Consider the following 14663-nt stretch of genomic DNA (forward strand, 5'->3'; position numbering starts at 1 on the left):
AAAACCCATGCGTGCCACCACCAGTAAAAATTTATTTAGTCTAAAACAACTACTGGTGGAAGGTGGCGATAGTAGGATTGCACCTGGTCCAGACGCCGTCAACAAATACGGCTGTGCGGTAAATCCGCATACTGCGCAAGAAAATCTATTTGCTTTTGGCTCAGCAACTGCGTCCACTATTTCCATAAAGGCGCTTGCTGCAGCCCAAAGTATTTATAAAAAAATAGAGGCCGTGCATTGCGACAATACGCAATACCAGTTATATGAAAACGAACTTGAGGTCGTACGCCAAGAGTTGAAACAACTGTGCGATTTAAACCACCAAGCAGGTGTTGATATTATTTTTGCGGCATCCGGCACAGACTTGCACCTGATCGCCTCGCAGCTATTCGCCAGCTTATCCTTAGCACCAACCGTGGTCGTTATGGTCGAAGCAGTAGAAACCGGAAGCTCCGTTCCATCGGCTTTGTCTGGTAGGCATTTTGACGAGCATACGGCTTTGGGTTCTGCCGTAATTCGCGGTGAAAAAATTGCGCACTCCAAACAAATCGAATTAGCGCAAGTCGCTTTGCGGCGCGCGGACGGAGACTCCCGTCACAGTCAAGAGATTGATGATGAAGTGGATATCTTGGTCCAGGAGGCGATTCAGCAAAACAAGCACGTATTATTGGTACTCACGGATGTTACCAAAACCGGCTTAATCAGCCCTTCTATCGCGACTGCAATCCGACTGTCCCGCCAATACCCGGATCAGCTTGATGTCATGGTCGACGCCTGCCAATTTAGAATATCGAATGCCAGCCTGCATGCGTATCTGGATCAACAATTTTTAGTCGCTGTTACCGGGTCAAAATTTTTAACTGGTCCAAGTTTTTCTGGTGCGCTTTTTGTTCCGGCCACGCAATCGAGTCGCTTGCAAAAACTCGCTATTCCGAATGCTCTGCTGGACTATTCAAGTCGAGCGGATTGGCCCAGAGCTTGGGCCAACGCAGACGAGCTGCGTAAAACAGTCAACTTCGGCTTATTGTTACGCTGGGTCGCGGCCTTAGCAGAGTTACGCGATTTTCGTGCATTAAGCGATACGGACATTAGCAATTTTATTCAAAGTTTCCAATCCGCCCTGCTTCAATATTTTCAATGCCATCCCCAACTGAGCTTATTACCTACACCCAGACTTGAACGCGATGCGCTGCTCTGTCCACCCGGCTGGGATAGTTTGCCTACTATTTTCCCCTTTGTGTTGAACTCGACGGATGGGAAACACGTACTCAATCGTGAGCAAACTTTGGCTGTCTATAGAAAATTACAGACAGAAAAATCGATGCATGTTGGTCAACCGGTACTATGCGGCGCCCGCAATGAGGTGCTGATAAGTGCCTTACGCCTATGTTTAAGCGCCCGCCTGATCGTAGCAGCCATCTCTGAGAACGGAAGCACAGCGGAGAAAATTATTCAGAATGCCATGCAAGTATTAGACACCGCCTGTGAGCTAGCATCGGTCGCGTAACAAGTATGTCAGAAGAAAATTATTGCAATAGCATTCAGTCCGAATAAACAAATAATTCTGACGACACCAGGGCCAGATCTATTCGGTGATTTTTACCATGTCATTCGGGGAAGCTCAAACAGTGCCACGGCAGACCAGTTTACCGAACTGCACTTATGCGGACTCTGGGTGACTGGAATACGGCAGTGCAAGGGAAAACGCCGATCTGACGAAATGCACGACATGGCCCAGGCTGCTGCTATCCTCGCAACTGATCACTAAGGAGTCAAAAAAGGCAGAACCAGCAATACTCACGAAGAGTACGCTAGTTCTGCCTTGACCGTTATATAAAACGGAGCAACCACCAAAAAACTTGGCGACTTCTATTTCAAACGCATATCGTTTTTAACTGACACAACACCCTTAACTGAACGTGTGATTGTTATAGCTTTATCGATATTTGCAGTAGATGAAACAAAGCCGCTTAATTGCACCACGCCTTTGAAAGTCTCAACATTAATTTCTGAAGATTTAAGTGTAGACTCGTTAAAAATTTCTGCTTTTACTTTGGTTGTGATGACAGCGTCATCAACATACTCGCCTGTGCCTTCATGTTTAGCCGTAGATGCACAACCGGCAATGACAACTAAAGATGCGGCGAATAAAAGAGTGGCGATACGATGTGCGATTTTCATGATGAATTCCTATAAAAATTAAGCCATAAATTGGATAAAAAATGGTGTAGTTATTTCACCGAGTAACATGAGAAAACTAAACTGCTGGTTTTAAAACTTACTTACCAAAGTGTTTTTTTGCAGATGTAACGCAAGCGTCTTTTGCCGCGCCAGTTGCCGCATCGCATTTTTCCAATGCAACTTTATACTCAGCGGTATTCTTATCTTCATTCGCGTCGACGCGCGCATCAATTACTTTTTTGTCTGCTTTAGCGTCAGAAACGGCAATCACTTTATTTGCTTTGGCCGTTTTTATACAAACGTCTTTGGCATTTCCGCTCTGGCTACCGCATTTTTCTTTTTCAACGTCATAGTTAGCATCAGCAATGTCTTTTGCTGCCGTAGTGCGCGCAGCCAAAGTGTCTTTATATTGCGCATTGGCGTTCGCTTCGATTACGGTGCGTGCCGCTTTCGCTTCAGCAATACAGACGTCTTTCGGGTTATCTTTCAGATTATTACATTTGGCATGCGCTATTTTGTAGTCGGCCGATGCCGACTCGTTGGCTGCCTTATACGTAGCTTTCGCCTCTGCTGTCGCTGCCATTGCCTGGCCTGTCAAGCCAAATATCGCTGCGCTCATCAAAATCATTGCGAATGGATTTTTCATTTTAGTTCCCTTTAATTTTCAATATTTAATGAATGCTAAGTCAAAAAAAGACTTTGTTAATTCAAAGCCTGACTCGGTTTACTTCAAGCGTCGGAAAATTCCGATATCACCGTTTTACGCTTGGCCTCTCCGTGCTTCTGTGCGGTATCGAACATAGATCAAAAAAATATGCCAATAGAATTCGAACCTGATGGTTATTGATAAGGAACAAGCCAATCTCACGCAATTAGGGCCGATATACGTTTTCACATTACTGCCATTCGATAGAGAAATATTTAATCAAAATGTTTCGCCGTTTGGTGCGCCAGCGTACAGAAGCACGGCTCAATTTTGTCTATCGTGGTTCTCATAGCGATTCATCTACTCAGGAGAAAACCATGAAATTAACTACCACCAGAAGCGCAGCGATATTGATCAGCGCTACCTTAATTGCGGGTTGCGCAAGTAATAATCCATATCAAAGCTCAACACCCTATTCTTCCCCAGCCTCAAGTTCAGTTCAGCCCAGAAACAGCGACATTGGCGTAATCGAATCAATTAACCTCAATCGCGCTGGGGCCAACAGTTCCAGCAGCGGAGCTGGGGCTGTAATTGGTGGCGTCGTTGGCGGCTTGCTTGGTAATCAAATCGGTGGCGGGACCGGCAAGACCGTGGCAACAGTTGCAGGCGTGGTCGGAGGTGCCGTCGTTGGAAATAATGTGGAGAAAAACAGAAATCCAGCGTCGCCGGATATATATGAAATCCGAGTGCGTATGAACAACGGCAACAGTACAAATCTGTTGCAAGACAATATTGTTAATTTACACGTGGGAGATCGAGTCCGCGTAGTCGATGGTCGCGTTTACTTATATTAATTCGACTCTATTATTCAGGCGCTCGCTGGGCTAAAAATTTAGTTGAAAACTGATAGTCATAACATTTAACTTTATAGCAGGAGACACGCTCATGAACACATTACAGGTAAGGGGATTTACAAAAAATATCCTTGGAATTGTTCAAGAGTGTCTCGGTATATTTTTTGGCATTCAAGATCAGCAGTCGGCCGGTAGACAAAAGCAAAGCCTGGGAACCGCAGAAAAAAATCTTGGAGACGCCAGAGATCTGATCAACACGGTGCTTAAGCAAATGCAAAGATCAGAACAGTCCTTTCAGATTCTATCCAACAAGTCGCGGATACACCTACGTCCCGGCCAGAACGTACCCGTTTGCACCAATAGTATTACCTATCTAAAAAAACTAAATTAAGCGAAAAAAACAAATGCTATGCCATCCGGAATAGCAAAATCAAGCAGATTGAATCGCAAAAACTTTGCCTTTTAGTCGTTAATATCGAAGGAAATTATCATGTTATATACAGTCGCCGTTGTCCTGTTAATCTTGTGGTTGTTGGGCTTAGTCACCTCATTTACCTTAGGTGGATTCATCCATATTCTGCTCGTCGTTGCCATCATCATGGTTCTGTTGCGCGTTATTAGCGGCCAACGACCACTATAGAACAGACAAATCTTTCCAATATTAAGAATCAATCGATAAATCAAGGAAAACAATCATGTCAATCAGAGCCGCCTATATAGAAAAAATGAAACTCCAGTTGGATGAGTTAAACACGACAATGGACGAACTCCAGAGTAAAGCAGGCACCACAAAAATTGAGCTCCAAGAAAAATATCTGAAAGAAATGGCTAGTCTGCGCGAACAATCCCAAGGCGCGCTCGACAGACTCGACGAACTCAAAACATCGGGTGAAGATTCATGGAAAAGCATGGTAATGGAGACAGAGAAAGTTCGCGACGCCTTCGTAAAGTCCTTTCATTACTTCAAGTCTCAACTTTAAATTATCTATTTTTGTCTATCGAAAATCTCAAAATTATTTCTAAATAAATTAGGAGCAGCATCATGGGCACCATCTTACTAATCATTCTTATTCTATTTCTTATCGGCGCTTTACCGACATGGCCGCACAGCCGAAGTTGGGGCTATGGCCCGAGTGGTTTTACCGGCCTGATTGTGGTGGTGTTGATTGTAATGTTGCTGACTGGGCGAATTTAGTTTCGTGTCGAACGGCCAGATACTAATCATGTAACGAAGAGTATTTCTAATTTTTTGATATTCCGTACGTTTAGGTGTGCGGACTTATCAAGCCCCGGCTTTTACTAGCGAGGTAGACAATGCGTAATTCTACGCAGAATTTAATTCACCACCTGCCGCGCAGCTTTTTCGGTTTGCCAATAAGCACAGCGCAAACGCTCGCCTTCCGATATTGCCGACGATGGGAGTCCGCGCGCGGGCACCAGGAAGATTTGCCAGCGCGGACAGTGTGAATAAAAAAAGCGTTAGGCAACGGGTGCTAGACCTTTAAACTAGCAGCAGAAAATTGCGATAATCGAAAGACTAATGTGTAGAAACACGCATTTGAGCCATTAATAGATCAACAGCACAAGCCCACAACGCATTTACCATGCGACTTGCAGACAGGCATGGTTGGAAACCCGCATGGATAGTGCGCTGTGGGCATGGCACTTGGTATGATTTTACGTTTTTAAATATCAATTACCAGTTCGAACATCTCCATGGTCTCTCCATTTTGACCGTCAATTTTTGTATACCCGTCAATGCCAGCACATCTGCTCTCGCAATACCAAGGCTCACTAAAATCAGGCCGCGGAAACAGAACCCACCTCCAGCAGATCGTCGCTCCTCAAAAAAAATTATTCTGTCTTCTTTTCTTTCATGACGACACTGTCGACGAGCGAGTTAATCGCAATGTTGATTCGTTTTTATCTTGGCGATTTTAAATTAGTTATATTTTACAAAGACTGCGTTAGTTAGCGCACAGAGTAAAGTCAAGAAAAGGTCTATCTTTTGTATAAGCGCACGACAGAGATGTCGTGTCGCCGAAGATACAAGCCAAGCTTTGGTTTGTATAAAAATAGATTGATGCAGCATCCACTACTAATCGATTCTCAACTATAGAGGCATATCATGAATAAAGATCAAGCAACTGGCGCAGCGAAACAATTGGGCGGAAAAATGCAAGAAGAAATTGGTAAATTAGTCGGCAGCAAAGAACAGCAGGCAAAGGGAATTAAAAAACAAATTGTAGGCAATGTCCAAGAAAGTGTCGGCGACGTAAAGGCCGCCGTCAAGCAAGTGAAAAACGGCAAATAAGCATTCTACTCATCTGCTGCGATTTCATTTACTTCAATTGCAGCAGATGATCTTAGATGTAAAAACAGCCGCAAATGCGGCTGTTTTATTTGATCAGTACGGATTTAATGACCGCTGACGTCATAGTAGGATCGAATTCCATCAACCCAGCTTTGATCAGCCATATTTGGCCAGTTATCGGAATCAAAACCAGGCGCATTTTCGAAACGCTCTTTACTAATATTCAAAACAAAACGTTTGTTGGCAGGATCCAGCTTTAACGAACTCCATGGAACCGCAAACAATTTTTCACCGATGGAAAACACACCGCCAAACGACATTACTGCGTAAGCCACTTTTCCACTCTGGACATCCAGCATAATTTCTTTAATATCACCCACATGCTCTTCTTGCACGTTATAAACATTATCGCCAATCAACGTATCGGCACCCATCAATCGTGGTCCAGGTCCGCTGTCGGAATTATTGGTATACATGCCATAAGTATCGCGTTCTAAATAAGTCATTTTGATTCCTTTATGATGATGAGTGAGAACTCATACGATGAACTAAAAATGACAAACCTTCCGTGCGCTAGCGAACCCAGGAGATATTTTTTTAATCTACGTCTATTTATGCGGATCTTTATTGCCGCCATTCTTAAATGCTTCGCTTGACGTGTCACCCGCTTGCCCAGGCAGAGGCGACGGCGCTTCAGCTCCTTTTGGCACAATCGGATCTGGCAGGCGCGGTGGTACTGCAGATGGTTGCGCTACCGACTTTTGTGCGGAGAATAGCTCCCCGTCCTTTTGCTGTGGAGGCGGCGCATTTTTCTTACAACCTAGAATTAGCAGCGCGCTAGCCGCAGTCAAAATACAAGTGGCGATATTCAATTTCATCATGACTCTCCAAAATTTAAGTAAGGAAACCTAAGCAAGAATCGAGAAATATCAAAGGCATCGAGCTGCGGTGAGAACATATTATTTACTAAACACCAAACCTATTCTGTTCGTTGCTACACATAGAAATTCAAATCATCCACTTATGTTCGTTAGCGTACAGATTCTAGATGAAAGAAAAGGCAAGTTGACGAGGTTAACGCCTCCGATACAAAATGCACATGCAAACCCCGCCTCTTTCTGCAAACATCACGTTAGCCGCTCCTGGACAATTTAATCTATCCGGGAGCTGGACTGCTCGTGCAATTGCCGCGACAGAGCAGAAATTAGCGATATTGGAGCAAGTCGAGGCCTCAGGCATTGCTGAGATAGTGCTGGATGGATCGCATCTGGAAAAACTGGATAGCGTAGGAGTCTGGATCTTACAAAGGCAATTAAAAAAAATACGCGATAGCGGGAAAACAGTACGCTTACTTGGTTGGCCTGTTCACTATCAAAAACTCATGGAGCTGGTGGAAAAAGAAATCGCCAAACCTTTGCTCGCAGAAGCCCATCAATCCCGTCTGGAAAAAGTCGGCAGGAGAGCAGAGGCAACCTGGATAGGTGCTTACGCATTCCTCAGTTTTATTGGCGAAAGTGCGCTGGCCCTGCTGCGGATTGCCGCTTTCCCTCAACACTGGCGCTGGCGCATGGTAATGAGCAATATACAGATCGCCGGCTTCGATGCACTGCCTATCATAGGGATGACATCGTTCTTGCTAGGCATCGTCGTCGCTTACCAAGGTGCAGATCAACTCAAACATTATGGGGCAAATATTTTTGTGGTCGAACTGGTCGGCTATTCCATGTTGCGCGAATTTTCGCCATTAATCACAGCCATCATCATTGCCGGACGCTCAGGTTCAGCCTACGCAGCACAGATAGGCACGATGGTGGTTACGGAAGAGATTGATGCCATGCGCACTATCGGCATTACGCCTATTGATTTATTGGTATTGCCTAAGGTCATTGCCTTGATCGTGGTATTGCCTCTATTGACCGTATTTTCTGACATCACTGGTGTGTTGGGTGGCATGATCATGGCACGCTCACAACTAGACATCAACTTCCACGAATTTATACTTCGCTTTGGCAATGAAGTGCACCTGCCGACTTTTCTGGTTGGCGTTGGAAAAGCGGCGGTGTTTGCTTTCGTCATCGCCATGATAGGCTGTTATCAGGGATTTCAAACAAAAGCCAACGCCGATAGCGTCGGTCGGCAAACTACCCGCAGCGTGGTTCAATCGATCTTTATTGTGATCGTTCTGGATGCATTGTTCTCGGTAGTCTTGAGCATATTGGATCTTTGATATGACGCCCCCTTCAACTCAATCGAATTTTGACGCGAATATTGACACGATGATTGAGTCAAAAAATGTCATCGAAATACGCCAGATATGTACGCGTTTTGGCGAGCATATCGTGCATGAAAATTTAGATCTTGAAATACGCCGTGGCGAGATTTTCGCTATCGTCGGCGGCAGCGGATCAGGCAAATCTACCTTATTACGAGAGATGATTATGTTGCACCGTCCCGACTCGGGTTCAATCAAGATATTGGGCGCAGACATTTTCGCGCTCAGTGCTGATGAAGAAATTCTTTTACGCCAGCGTTGGGGCGTGATGTTTCAGCACGGCGGCTTGTTTGGCACCCTTAATGTACGCGACAATATCGCACTGCCGCTGAATGAACACACCGATCTTGATGCGACGCTCATCGACGAGGTCGCCGCCTGGAAACTGACACTGAGCGGACTGGCAGCAGAAACAGGTTTGCAATTCCCTACAGAACTAAGCGGCGGCATGTTGAAACGCGCTTCGATGGCACGCGCATTGGCACTCGATCCTGAATTGCTGTTCCTCGATGAACCTACCGCAGGCCTGGACCCCAGTGGGGCCGCCGGCATCGACGCACTGGTACGCACACTGCATGAGCTATATCAATCCACCATCGTGATTATTACCCATGACCTGGATTTTTTATGGCAAGTCACCGATAGAGTTGCCGTATTGGGTGAAGGTAAAGTAATCGGTATTGGTTCGATGACTGAGTTGTCGACAATGGAGCACCCGATTATTCGCGAATATTTTGATGGTCCACGCGGCAGAGCTGCGCGCACGCAGGCCCTAGAAAAGATCGAGGTTCAGACGCAAATACAGCAACCAGACCAGGAGCCAATGTGGACTCAAAAGTAAACTATGCAGCAGTCGGTGTGTTTGTGCTTAGTCTGGCTGCGCTACTCATCGCAGGCATATTGTGGTTGGCTGCTGGGTCTGGCAACAAAAAAGATTTTGGCGTGTATTTGTCCATAGTCAACGAATCTGTAGCAGGTCTCAATGTGGATGCGCCGGTAAAATATATGGGAGTGGACGTCGGCAAAGTGAAGGGCATCCACATCGATCCGTCCAAGCCTGAGGAAGTACAACTGCTTTTCGCGATTGAAAATGGTACTCCGATCAAAGTCGACACCGAAGCAGTGTTGAAGACTCAGGGACTAACAGGTATTGCCTATGTAGAATTAAGCGGCAGTACGGCCAATTCTGCTGTTTTGCTCGCCACCGCAGGCAGCCGCTACCCGGTCATACGCACCAAAGCGTCCTTAAGCGCCCGTCTGGAGAATGTCTTAACAAGCGTACTGGCGAAGCTTGACCGCACGGCTGCCAACCTTAACGCCATGTTTGATGATGACAATCGCAAGGAAGTGAAAAACATACTTGCCAGTACCTCCTTAGTGATGAGCACAATTGCTGCTCAAAAGACTGAAATAAATAGCTTCATCGTAAATGCCGCAAAAACGGCGAATGCAACTTCCCAGGCGGCACCAAATATTGAGCCTACACTAACGCGTATCAGTAGCGCTGCTAATGCGGTGGAACAAATGGCCATCGAAGCCAAACTTGCCAGCACTGGCGCTAAAAAAACCCTCGATGAAGTGGGTGGCGGTATGCGCCAACTCACGGGAGAAACACTGCCGGAGCTGGAACGTCTCATGGGCGAATTAAGCGTCCTATCGGCCTCACTTAAACGCCTAAGCGAACAAGCTGAACGTAACCCCAGCAGTCTGCTACGCGGTCGTCAGCCACTACCTTTAGGTCCAGGAGAAAAGAAAACGCCATGATCAGCTCAACTTATCTTACGAAAAACACCGGCTCTGGTCTTATTTTTATCACCGCCATCCTACTATGCGCATGCTCCATCCTGACTCCCGCCCAAATACCTTCGGCAAACAAATACTCATTCGATAGTGCAGCACCGACAACGCAAGCATCGCAGAAAATTGCAGTCACGAGCGCCGCAAAAATCTATGCACCAACAATTGTAGTCAGTGTCCCTCGCGCAGCCGCTGGTTTCGATAGTCAGCACATCGTCTATGTGCGACAAGCGCATAAACTAGAATATTTTCAGCAAAGCGAATGGATAGAAACGCCGGCCTCTATGCTCGCGCCGCTAGTCTCTGGTGCGCTGGAGCGCAGTGCTCGATTTAGTGCTGTGGTGCATTCGCCCACCAGTGTGATGGCACAACTGCGGCTGGATTTGGAAATCGTACGGCTACAGCAAGAATTTTTTAGTGTGCCTAGCCAAGTTCGTTTCACTTTACGCGCACATCTACTCGATACCGCAAGCCGCCAGGTAATTGCCTGGCGTGAGTTTGATACGTCGATAATATCAAGCAGCGAAGATCCGTATGGCGGTGTATTGGCCACCAACATTGCGGTACGAATCGTCATGGAAGAGCTTGCAAAATTTTGTGTGCAGACAACTGATGAACAGTTGGCAACGAGCAAAAGGCAATAAGAGGAAAATCTAGGAAGTACCGCTTGCAAAACATCAGCGCGCATTTATCTGCTAACTGCGCTTTCTAAACCGCAACAGCCTTAACTTATGTGTGACAGCGTACATAAAAAATCGTCCTGATCTGATCTAATAGCATTTCCCTGGCAAGCACAAGCAAGCAGCAATCGGTCAACTAATCACTCTTTCATTGCCCACAATGACAATTCAAGGCCACACAAAAACAACTCTGACTGTGGCGATCATTTTGCTCAGCATTCCTATCGTCGCCGTCATTATTTTACTGACGCTTGACTGGAACCGTATCAAGCCGAGTATCAATGCGCACGTCAGCGAAGCAATTGGCCGCCCATTCTCGATTCGCGGCGACCTGAGTCTGACATGGAAAAAGTCGCCGGCCGGCCAGTCTCAGAGCATAGAGGGATGGCGTAGCAGGATACCCTGGCCCTATCTGCTTGCTCAGAATATTCAGATCGGCAATCCGCCAAACCTCAATCCCGATCTAAATCTACAAGCACCGAACGCATCATCAAACATGGCGAGCATCAAACAATTGACGTTCGCGTTTGACCCTTTAGCCTTAGTAGCGAAAAAAATTGTTATCCCGATTTTGTATCTGGACACGCCTACCATAGCCTTGGTGCGCAATGCCCAAGCGCAAAACAACTGGACCTTGAGCAAGCCAGACAAAGCATCGGCGTGGCAACTTGAATTGCAGCGCATTGTGCTGACCAAAGGCCGCATACACTTGAACGATGCGCTCAAGCGCGCCATCGTTACGGTAGATATCGAAACACTCAACAATGACTCAGAGTATGGTGTGGAGTGGCAATTACACGGGAAGTTAAACGGCGAAATCATCAGCGGCAACGGTCGCGCCGGAGCTGTACTTGCGCTGCAACAGCAAACTACGCCCTTCCCTATCATGGCTTATCTACGCCAAGGTGAAACGGTGATTTCTGTCGTCGGATCAGTGACACGGCCGACCGATCTAGCCGCAATCGATATGCGCCTGGCGCTATCGGGCTTAAGCATGGCACGACTATATGCACTCACAGGCATCATCTTGCCCGAGACGCCGCCGTTCGCGACCGAAGGTCATTTGCTTGGAACGCTAGGCCCCAAAGGAAGTTGGTCCTACCAAAAGTTTCGGGGCAAAGTCGGCTCCAGCGATATTAATGGCGATCTGAATTTTCTGCTAAAAGAACCACGTCCGCTGTTATCAGGAAGCATAGTATCGGAGTCTTTACTTTTTTCTGATCTGGCTCCCATCATCGGCATTGACTCGGCATCAAGCAAGATCACGCGCGGTGTGCCGGCAATCCAGCCATCTGACAAAATTCTACCGATAGAAACTTTCAAGACTGAACGTTGGACTAGTATCGATGCAGACATCAAATTCAGCGCAAATAATATTATTCGCAAAGAAGCATTAGCAATTAACAAGCTCACCACCAAACTACATTTGCAAGACGGGGTATTGACTTTACTCCCGCTCAATTTTGAACTGGCAGGCGGAAGTCTAAGCTCGGATATCACACTTGATGGCAGCGCTAGAACCGGCAAGAATGCGATTCAGGCAGAAATGAAAATTAAAGCACGACATCTGAAACTAAAACAAATGTTCCCCAACTTGCAAGAACTCAATGCCAGTCTCGGCGAGGTCAACGGTGATGCTTCTTTGTCGGCGGTGGGCAATTCCGTTGCCAGCCTGCTCGGGGCATCGAATGGCGAGGTCAAGGCACTCATCAATCAAGGGACTATCAGCAAACTCTTGTTGGAAGAGATCGGCCTCAATATCGGTAGTGTTGTGTTCACCACGCTCACTGGCGATAAACAAGTCAAGCTCAACTGTCTGGCCGCTGATTTTGATGTGCGCAATGGCCTGATGCAAACTAAACGCTTTGTCGTTGATACAGATGAAGCTACGTTAGAGATTAATGGCAGCATCAATCTGAAGCAAGAACAGCTCGATTTAAGCATCAAGCCCAAAAGTAAGGGCGTACGCGTTATTTCGCTAAGAGCGCCCATATACGTGCATGGTAACTTCCAACATCCAAGTGTCAACGTCGACAAAGGCGTGATGGCAATGCGGGCTGGCGGCGCGCTTGCACTGGCAACGTTGACGCCATTCGCAGCACTCATACCATTGATCAGTACGGGGCAAAAACAAGATAGCGAGTGCGCCACATTATTGGCGGAAGTCAATCGAAAACCCGTCGCGCCAGCGCCTGGAAAAACCAAAAAATAGGCATGAATTATTTGTTTTGAGCGACAGATTTAGGCGATTTTACTAGATCGCCCTTTAATGATTTGCGATTCGATGCACTCGTCGTTGCAAAAAATTTTGTGACGCGCGAACCGCGTCCACTATTTGTCCGCTTCAAAAACCTACTCACCATTTCTATGCCTCATTTTGCAATCGATAATTTTTGCCAAGAGTCGATCCGCGCCCGTCAAAAATAATGTTGTAAAAAAGTCGTTATTTATCCTCTGTTAGCTAGCGAACAGAACCCCCACGGCATTGCGCGGATAAAGGAGATCGGACACCTTGATATGAATATTATTTTCTGACCCCCATCGTAGTGCAACAGGTCTCAAAAAATGAAGCAAGTAAATGCGGTCAACCCGATATTTTTCGGCGCTGCAATAAAAATTTCAAATAAATAAAATCAAGCGTAACTAACTCATACGGTAGGGCTAAAACTTTGCCGTTATTTAAAAATTGCAGACCGCTATCTGGTCATCCAGGTTAGCACACGAGGAGAAAGAAATGAAATTAGTAAAAAAAATGGGTACTTTGAGTTTGATTAGCTGCGCTATGCTCTCTAGTCAGTTTGCCTGGGCGGACAATGAGTGGGGTGATCCTGAATGGGCCAATTCAGCATGGTATATCGGTGGTGGGATCGGGCAGTCAAGGGCGAACATTGATGAAGATCGCATTATCCGTAGCCTGATAGATACGGGTGCCAGTAGCGTCACTTTTAGCTCAGATCAACGCGACACTGCTTACAAACTGTTCGTCGGCAAACAATTAAACAAATATTTCGCCCTAGAGGCTGGATACTTTGATCTCGGGAAATATAGTTTTAATGCAGCAACGACACCGCCTGGCTCACTCAATGGCGAGGTAGGTTTTCGCGGACTTAATCTCGATATGCTTGCCCAGTTACCCTTGTCCGAACGTTTTTCTATCTACGCCAGACTGGGTATGAATTACGCCAAAACCGATTCTCACTTTACCGGGGACCGATTATTTGCAGTAGCCAATCCCAACTCTAGCGACAACAAACTCAATCCCAAAGTTGGTCTGGGCATGGAATACAAAATCACCGAGGCACTGGCAATCCGAGGCGAAGCAGAACGCTATCGTCTCAACGACGTCATCCACAATCATACCGATGTCGATTTTTACTCTATTAATTTGGTCTATAAACTAGGTAAGCCTGCTGCAAAAATGCCAGTGAAGTATGTCGCGCCGCCTGAGCCTGTCGTGCAAGAGGCCGCCCCAGTCGCGAAACTTGTACCCCCACCATCTAAGCCAGTGCCGGTTTCGGAAAAAGTCACCTTCTCCGCAAAAACCTTATTTGATTTTGACAAGTCAGCCGTCAAGCCGGAAGGCAAAAAAGCACTGGATGACTTATTAAAATCACTGCAAGGCATGAACACCGAAGTAATGATTACTGTCGGCCATACCGATTCGATAGGCAGCGAAGAGTACAACCAAAAACTGTCAGTACGGCGCGCCGACGCGGTCAAGGCTTACCTGGTATCGACTGGGGTTGATGCCAGCCGCATTTATACGGAAGGCAAAGGCGAGACGCAATCTGCAGCCGATAACAAGACCACAGAAGGCCGCGCCATGAACCGTCGCGTCACCGTAGAAGTGGTCGGTTCCCGCCCATGATCGGCAATCCCCGGTAGCTATTCAAGTGTGTCAGTAAGCAAACAGCCGTTC

17 protein-coding genes are annotated in these 14663 nt (G+C 46.6%); 13 read left to right on the forward strand and 4 right to left on the reverse strand.

Features of this window, described 5'->3' with window-relative positions:
• The first annotated feature begins 7 nt into the window (after window positions 1–7).
• Window positions 8–1507 (forward strand): hypothetical protein, encoded by a 1500-nt coding sequence (locus ACO0K8_RS04200; protein WP_422945359.1) that lies wholly within the window; start codon window positions 8–10, stop codon window positions 1505–1507.
• 362 nt (window positions 1508–1869) lie between these two features.
• On the opposite strand, the gene ACO0K8_RS04205 is transcribed toward ACO0K8_RS04200, so the two are convergent.
• Both ACO0K8_RS04205 and ACO0K8_RS04210 read right to left on the reverse strand, forming a co-directional pair.
• Window positions 1870–2181 carry a BON domain-containing protein gene (locus ACO0K8_RS04205; protein WP_422945360.1) on the reverse strand — a complete coding sequence of 104 codons (312 nt, stop codon included), beginning with the start codon at window positions 2179–2181 and terminating at the stop codon, window positions 1870–1872.
• A gap of 97 nt (window positions 2182–2278) precedes the next feature.
• On the reverse strand, window positions 2279–2827 hold the full coding sequence (locus ACO0K8_RS04210) for a hypothetical protein (protein ID WP_422945361.1): 549 nt from the start codon (window positions 2825–2827) through the stop codon (window positions 2279–2281).
• Between the two features lie 377 nt (window positions 2828–3204).
• Here ACO0K8_RS04210 and ACO0K8_RS04215 point away from each other — a divergent pair, with 377 nt between their 5' ends.
• From ACO0K8_RS04215 to ACO0K8_RS04240, 6 genes are all read left to right on the forward strand, one after another.
• Window positions 3205–3681: a glycine zipper 2TM domain-containing protein gene (locus tag ACO0K8_RS04215; protein WP_422945362.1), complete on the forward strand. Its 477-nt coding sequence runs from the start codon at window positions 3205–3207 to the stop codon at window positions 3679–3681.
• Between the two features lie 91 nt (window positions 3682–3772).
• A complete protein-coding gene (locus tag ACO0K8_RS04220; protein WP_422945363.1) occupies window positions 3773–4072 on the forward strand; it encodes a hypothetical protein in 300 nt (99 codons plus the stop codon).
• 99 nt (window positions 4073–4171) lie between these two features.
• Window positions 4172–4321: a lmo0937 family membrane protein gene (locus ACO0K8_RS04225; RefSeq protein WP_422945364.1), complete on the forward strand. Its 150-nt coding sequence runs from the start codon at window positions 4172–4174 to the stop codon at window positions 4319–4321.
• 55 nt (window positions 4322–4376) lie between these two features.
• Complete coding sequence (locus ACO0K8_RS04230; protein ID WP_422945365.1) at window positions 4377–4661, forward strand: hypothetical protein; 285 nt, start codon at window positions 4377–4379, stop codon at window positions 4659–4661.
• 62 nt (window positions 4662–4723) lie between these two features.
• Entirely contained in the window at window positions 4724–4876 is a 153-nt protein-coding gene (locus tag ACO0K8_RS04235; RefSeq protein WP_422945366.1) for a DUF3309 domain-containing protein, read from the forward strand.
• Between the two features lie 933 nt (window positions 4877–5809).
• Window positions 5810–5995: a CsbD family protein gene (locus ACO0K8_RS04240; RefSeq protein WP_422945367.1), complete on the forward strand. Its 186-nt coding sequence runs from the start codon at window positions 5810–5812 to the stop codon at window positions 5993–5995.
• Window positions 5996–6099: 104 nt separating this feature from the next.
• Here the strand turns inward: ACO0K8_RS04240 and ACO0K8_RS04245 are convergent, their stop codons facing one another.
• Window positions 6100–6501, reverse strand: a complete 402-nt coding sequence (locus ACO0K8_RS04245; RefSeq protein WP_422945368.1) for a PRC-barrel domain-containing protein — start codon at window positions 6499–6501, stop codon at window positions 6100–6102.
• Window positions 6502–6603: 102 nt separating this feature from the next.
• Window positions 6604–6873 carry a hypothetical protein gene (locus ACO0K8_RS04250; protein WP_422945369.1) on the reverse strand — a complete coding sequence of 90 codons (270 nt, stop codon included), beginning with the start codon at window positions 6871–6873 and terminating at the stop codon, window positions 6604–6606.
• A 221-nt stretch (window positions 6874–7094) separates the two neighbouring features.
• On the opposite strand from ACO0K8_RS04250, the gene ACO0K8_RS04255 reads away from it, so the two are divergent.
• From ACO0K8_RS04255 to ACO0K8_RS04280, 6 genes are all read left to right on the forward strand, one after another.
• Window positions 7095–8222 carry an ABC transporter permease gene (locus ACO0K8_RS04255; protein WP_422945370.1) on the forward strand — a complete coding sequence of 376 codons (1128 nt, stop codon included), beginning with the start codon at window positions 7095–7097 and terminating at the stop codon, window positions 8220–8222.
• 1 nt (window position 8223) lies between these two features.
• Window positions 8224–9108 (forward strand): ABC transporter ATP-binding protein, encoded by an 885-nt coding sequence (locus ACO0K8_RS04260; protein WP_422945371.1) that lies wholly within the window; start codon window positions 8224–8226, stop codon window positions 9106–9108.
• Window positions 9093–10031 carry an MlaD family protein gene (locus ACO0K8_RS04265; protein ID WP_422945372.1) on the forward strand — a complete coding sequence of 313 codons (939 nt, stop codon included), beginning with the start codon at window positions 9093–9095 and terminating at the stop codon, window positions 10029–10031. The genes ACO0K8_RS04260 and ACO0K8_RS04265 overlap by 16 nt, the downstream gene beginning before the upstream one ends.
• Entirely contained in the window at window positions 10028–10708 is a 681-nt protein-coding gene (locus ACO0K8_RS04270; protein ID WP_422945373.1) for an ABC-type transport auxiliary lipoprotein family protein, read from the forward strand. The genes ACO0K8_RS04265 and ACO0K8_RS04270 overlap by 4 nt, the downstream gene beginning before the upstream one ends.
• A gap of 196 nt (window positions 10709–10904) precedes the next feature.
• Window positions 10905–12956, forward strand: coding sequence for an AsmA family protein (locus ACO0K8_RS04275; protein ID WP_422945374.1), 2052 nt, complete (start codon window positions 10905–10907; stop codon window positions 12954–12956).
• Window positions 12957–13478: 522 nt separating this feature from the next.
• Window positions 13479–14612 carry an OmpA family protein gene (locus ACO0K8_RS04280; protein ID WP_422945375.1) on the forward strand — a complete coding sequence of 378 codons (1134 nt, stop codon included), beginning with the start codon at window positions 13479–13481 and terminating at the stop codon, window positions 14610–14612.
• The last annotated feature ends 51 nt before the right edge of the window (window positions 14613–14663 follow it).

The organism is Undibacterium sp. Ren11W, assembly GCF_049340485.1.
Lineage (GTDB): Bacteria > Pseudomonadota > Gammaproteobacteria > Burkholderiales > Burkholderiaceae_D > Undibacterium.

Coding starts and splice junctions, on each gene's coding strand:
- ACO0K8_RS04205 (WP_422945360.1), bottom strand. CDS start 2,181: ATGAAAATCGCACATCGTATCGCCACTCTTTTATTCGCCGCATCTTTA.
- ACO0K8_RS04200 (WP_422945359.1), top strand. CDS start 8: ATGCGTGCCACCACCAGTAAAAATTTATTTAGTCTAAAACAACTACTG.
- ACO0K8_RS04260 (WP_422945371.1), top strand. CDS start 8,224: ATGACGCCCCCTTCAACTCAATCGAATTTTGACGCGAATATTGACACG.
- ACO0K8_RS04210 (WP_422945361.1), bottom strand. CDS start 2,827: ATGAAAAATCCATTCGCAATGATTTTGATGAGCGCAGCGATATTTGGC.
- ACO0K8_RS04280 (WP_422945375.1), top strand. CDS start 13,479: ATGAAATTAGTAAAAAAAATGGGTACTTTGAGTTTGATTAGCTGCGCT.
- ACO0K8_RS04275 (WP_422945374.1), top strand. CDS start 10,905: ATGACAATTCAAGGCCACACAAAAACAACTCTGACTGTGGCGATCATT.
- ACO0K8_RS04230 (WP_422945365.1), top strand. CDS start 4,377: ATGTCAATCAGAGCCGCCTATATAGAAAAAATGAAACTCCAGTTGGAT.
- ACO0K8_RS04215 (WP_422945362.1), top strand. CDS start 3,205: ATGAAATTAACTACCACCAGAAGCGCAGCGATATTGATCAGCGCTACC.
- ACO0K8_RS04250 (WP_422945369.1), bottom strand. CDS start 6,873: ATGAAATTGAATATCGCCACTTGTATTTTGACTGCGGCTAGCGCGCTG.
- ACO0K8_RS04255 (WP_422945370.1), top strand. CDS start 7,095: ATGCAAACCCCGCCTCTTTCTGCAAACATCACGTTAGCCGCTCCTGGA.
- ACO0K8_RS04225 (WP_422945364.1), top strand. CDS start 4,172: ATGTTATATACAGTCGCCGTTGTCCTGTTAATCTTGTGGTTGTTGGGC.
- ACO0K8_RS04245 (WP_422945368.1), bottom strand. CDS start 6,501: ATGACTTATTTAGAACGCGATACTTATGGCATGTATACCAATAATTCC.
- ACO0K8_RS04235 (WP_422945366.1), top strand. CDS start 4,724: ATGGGCACCATCTTACTAATCATTCTTATTCTATTTCTTATCGGCGCT.
- ACO0K8_RS04220 (WP_422945363.1), top strand. CDS start 3,773: ATGAACACATTACAGGTAAGGGGATTTACAAAAAATATCCTTGGAATT.
- ACO0K8_RS04240 (WP_422945367.1), top strand. CDS start 5,810: ATGAATAAAGATCAAGCAACTGGCGCAGCGAAACAATTGGGCGGAAAA.
- ACO0K8_RS04270 (WP_422945373.1), top strand. CDS start 10,028: ATGATCAGCTCAACTTATCTTACGAAAAACACCGGCTCTGGTCTTATT.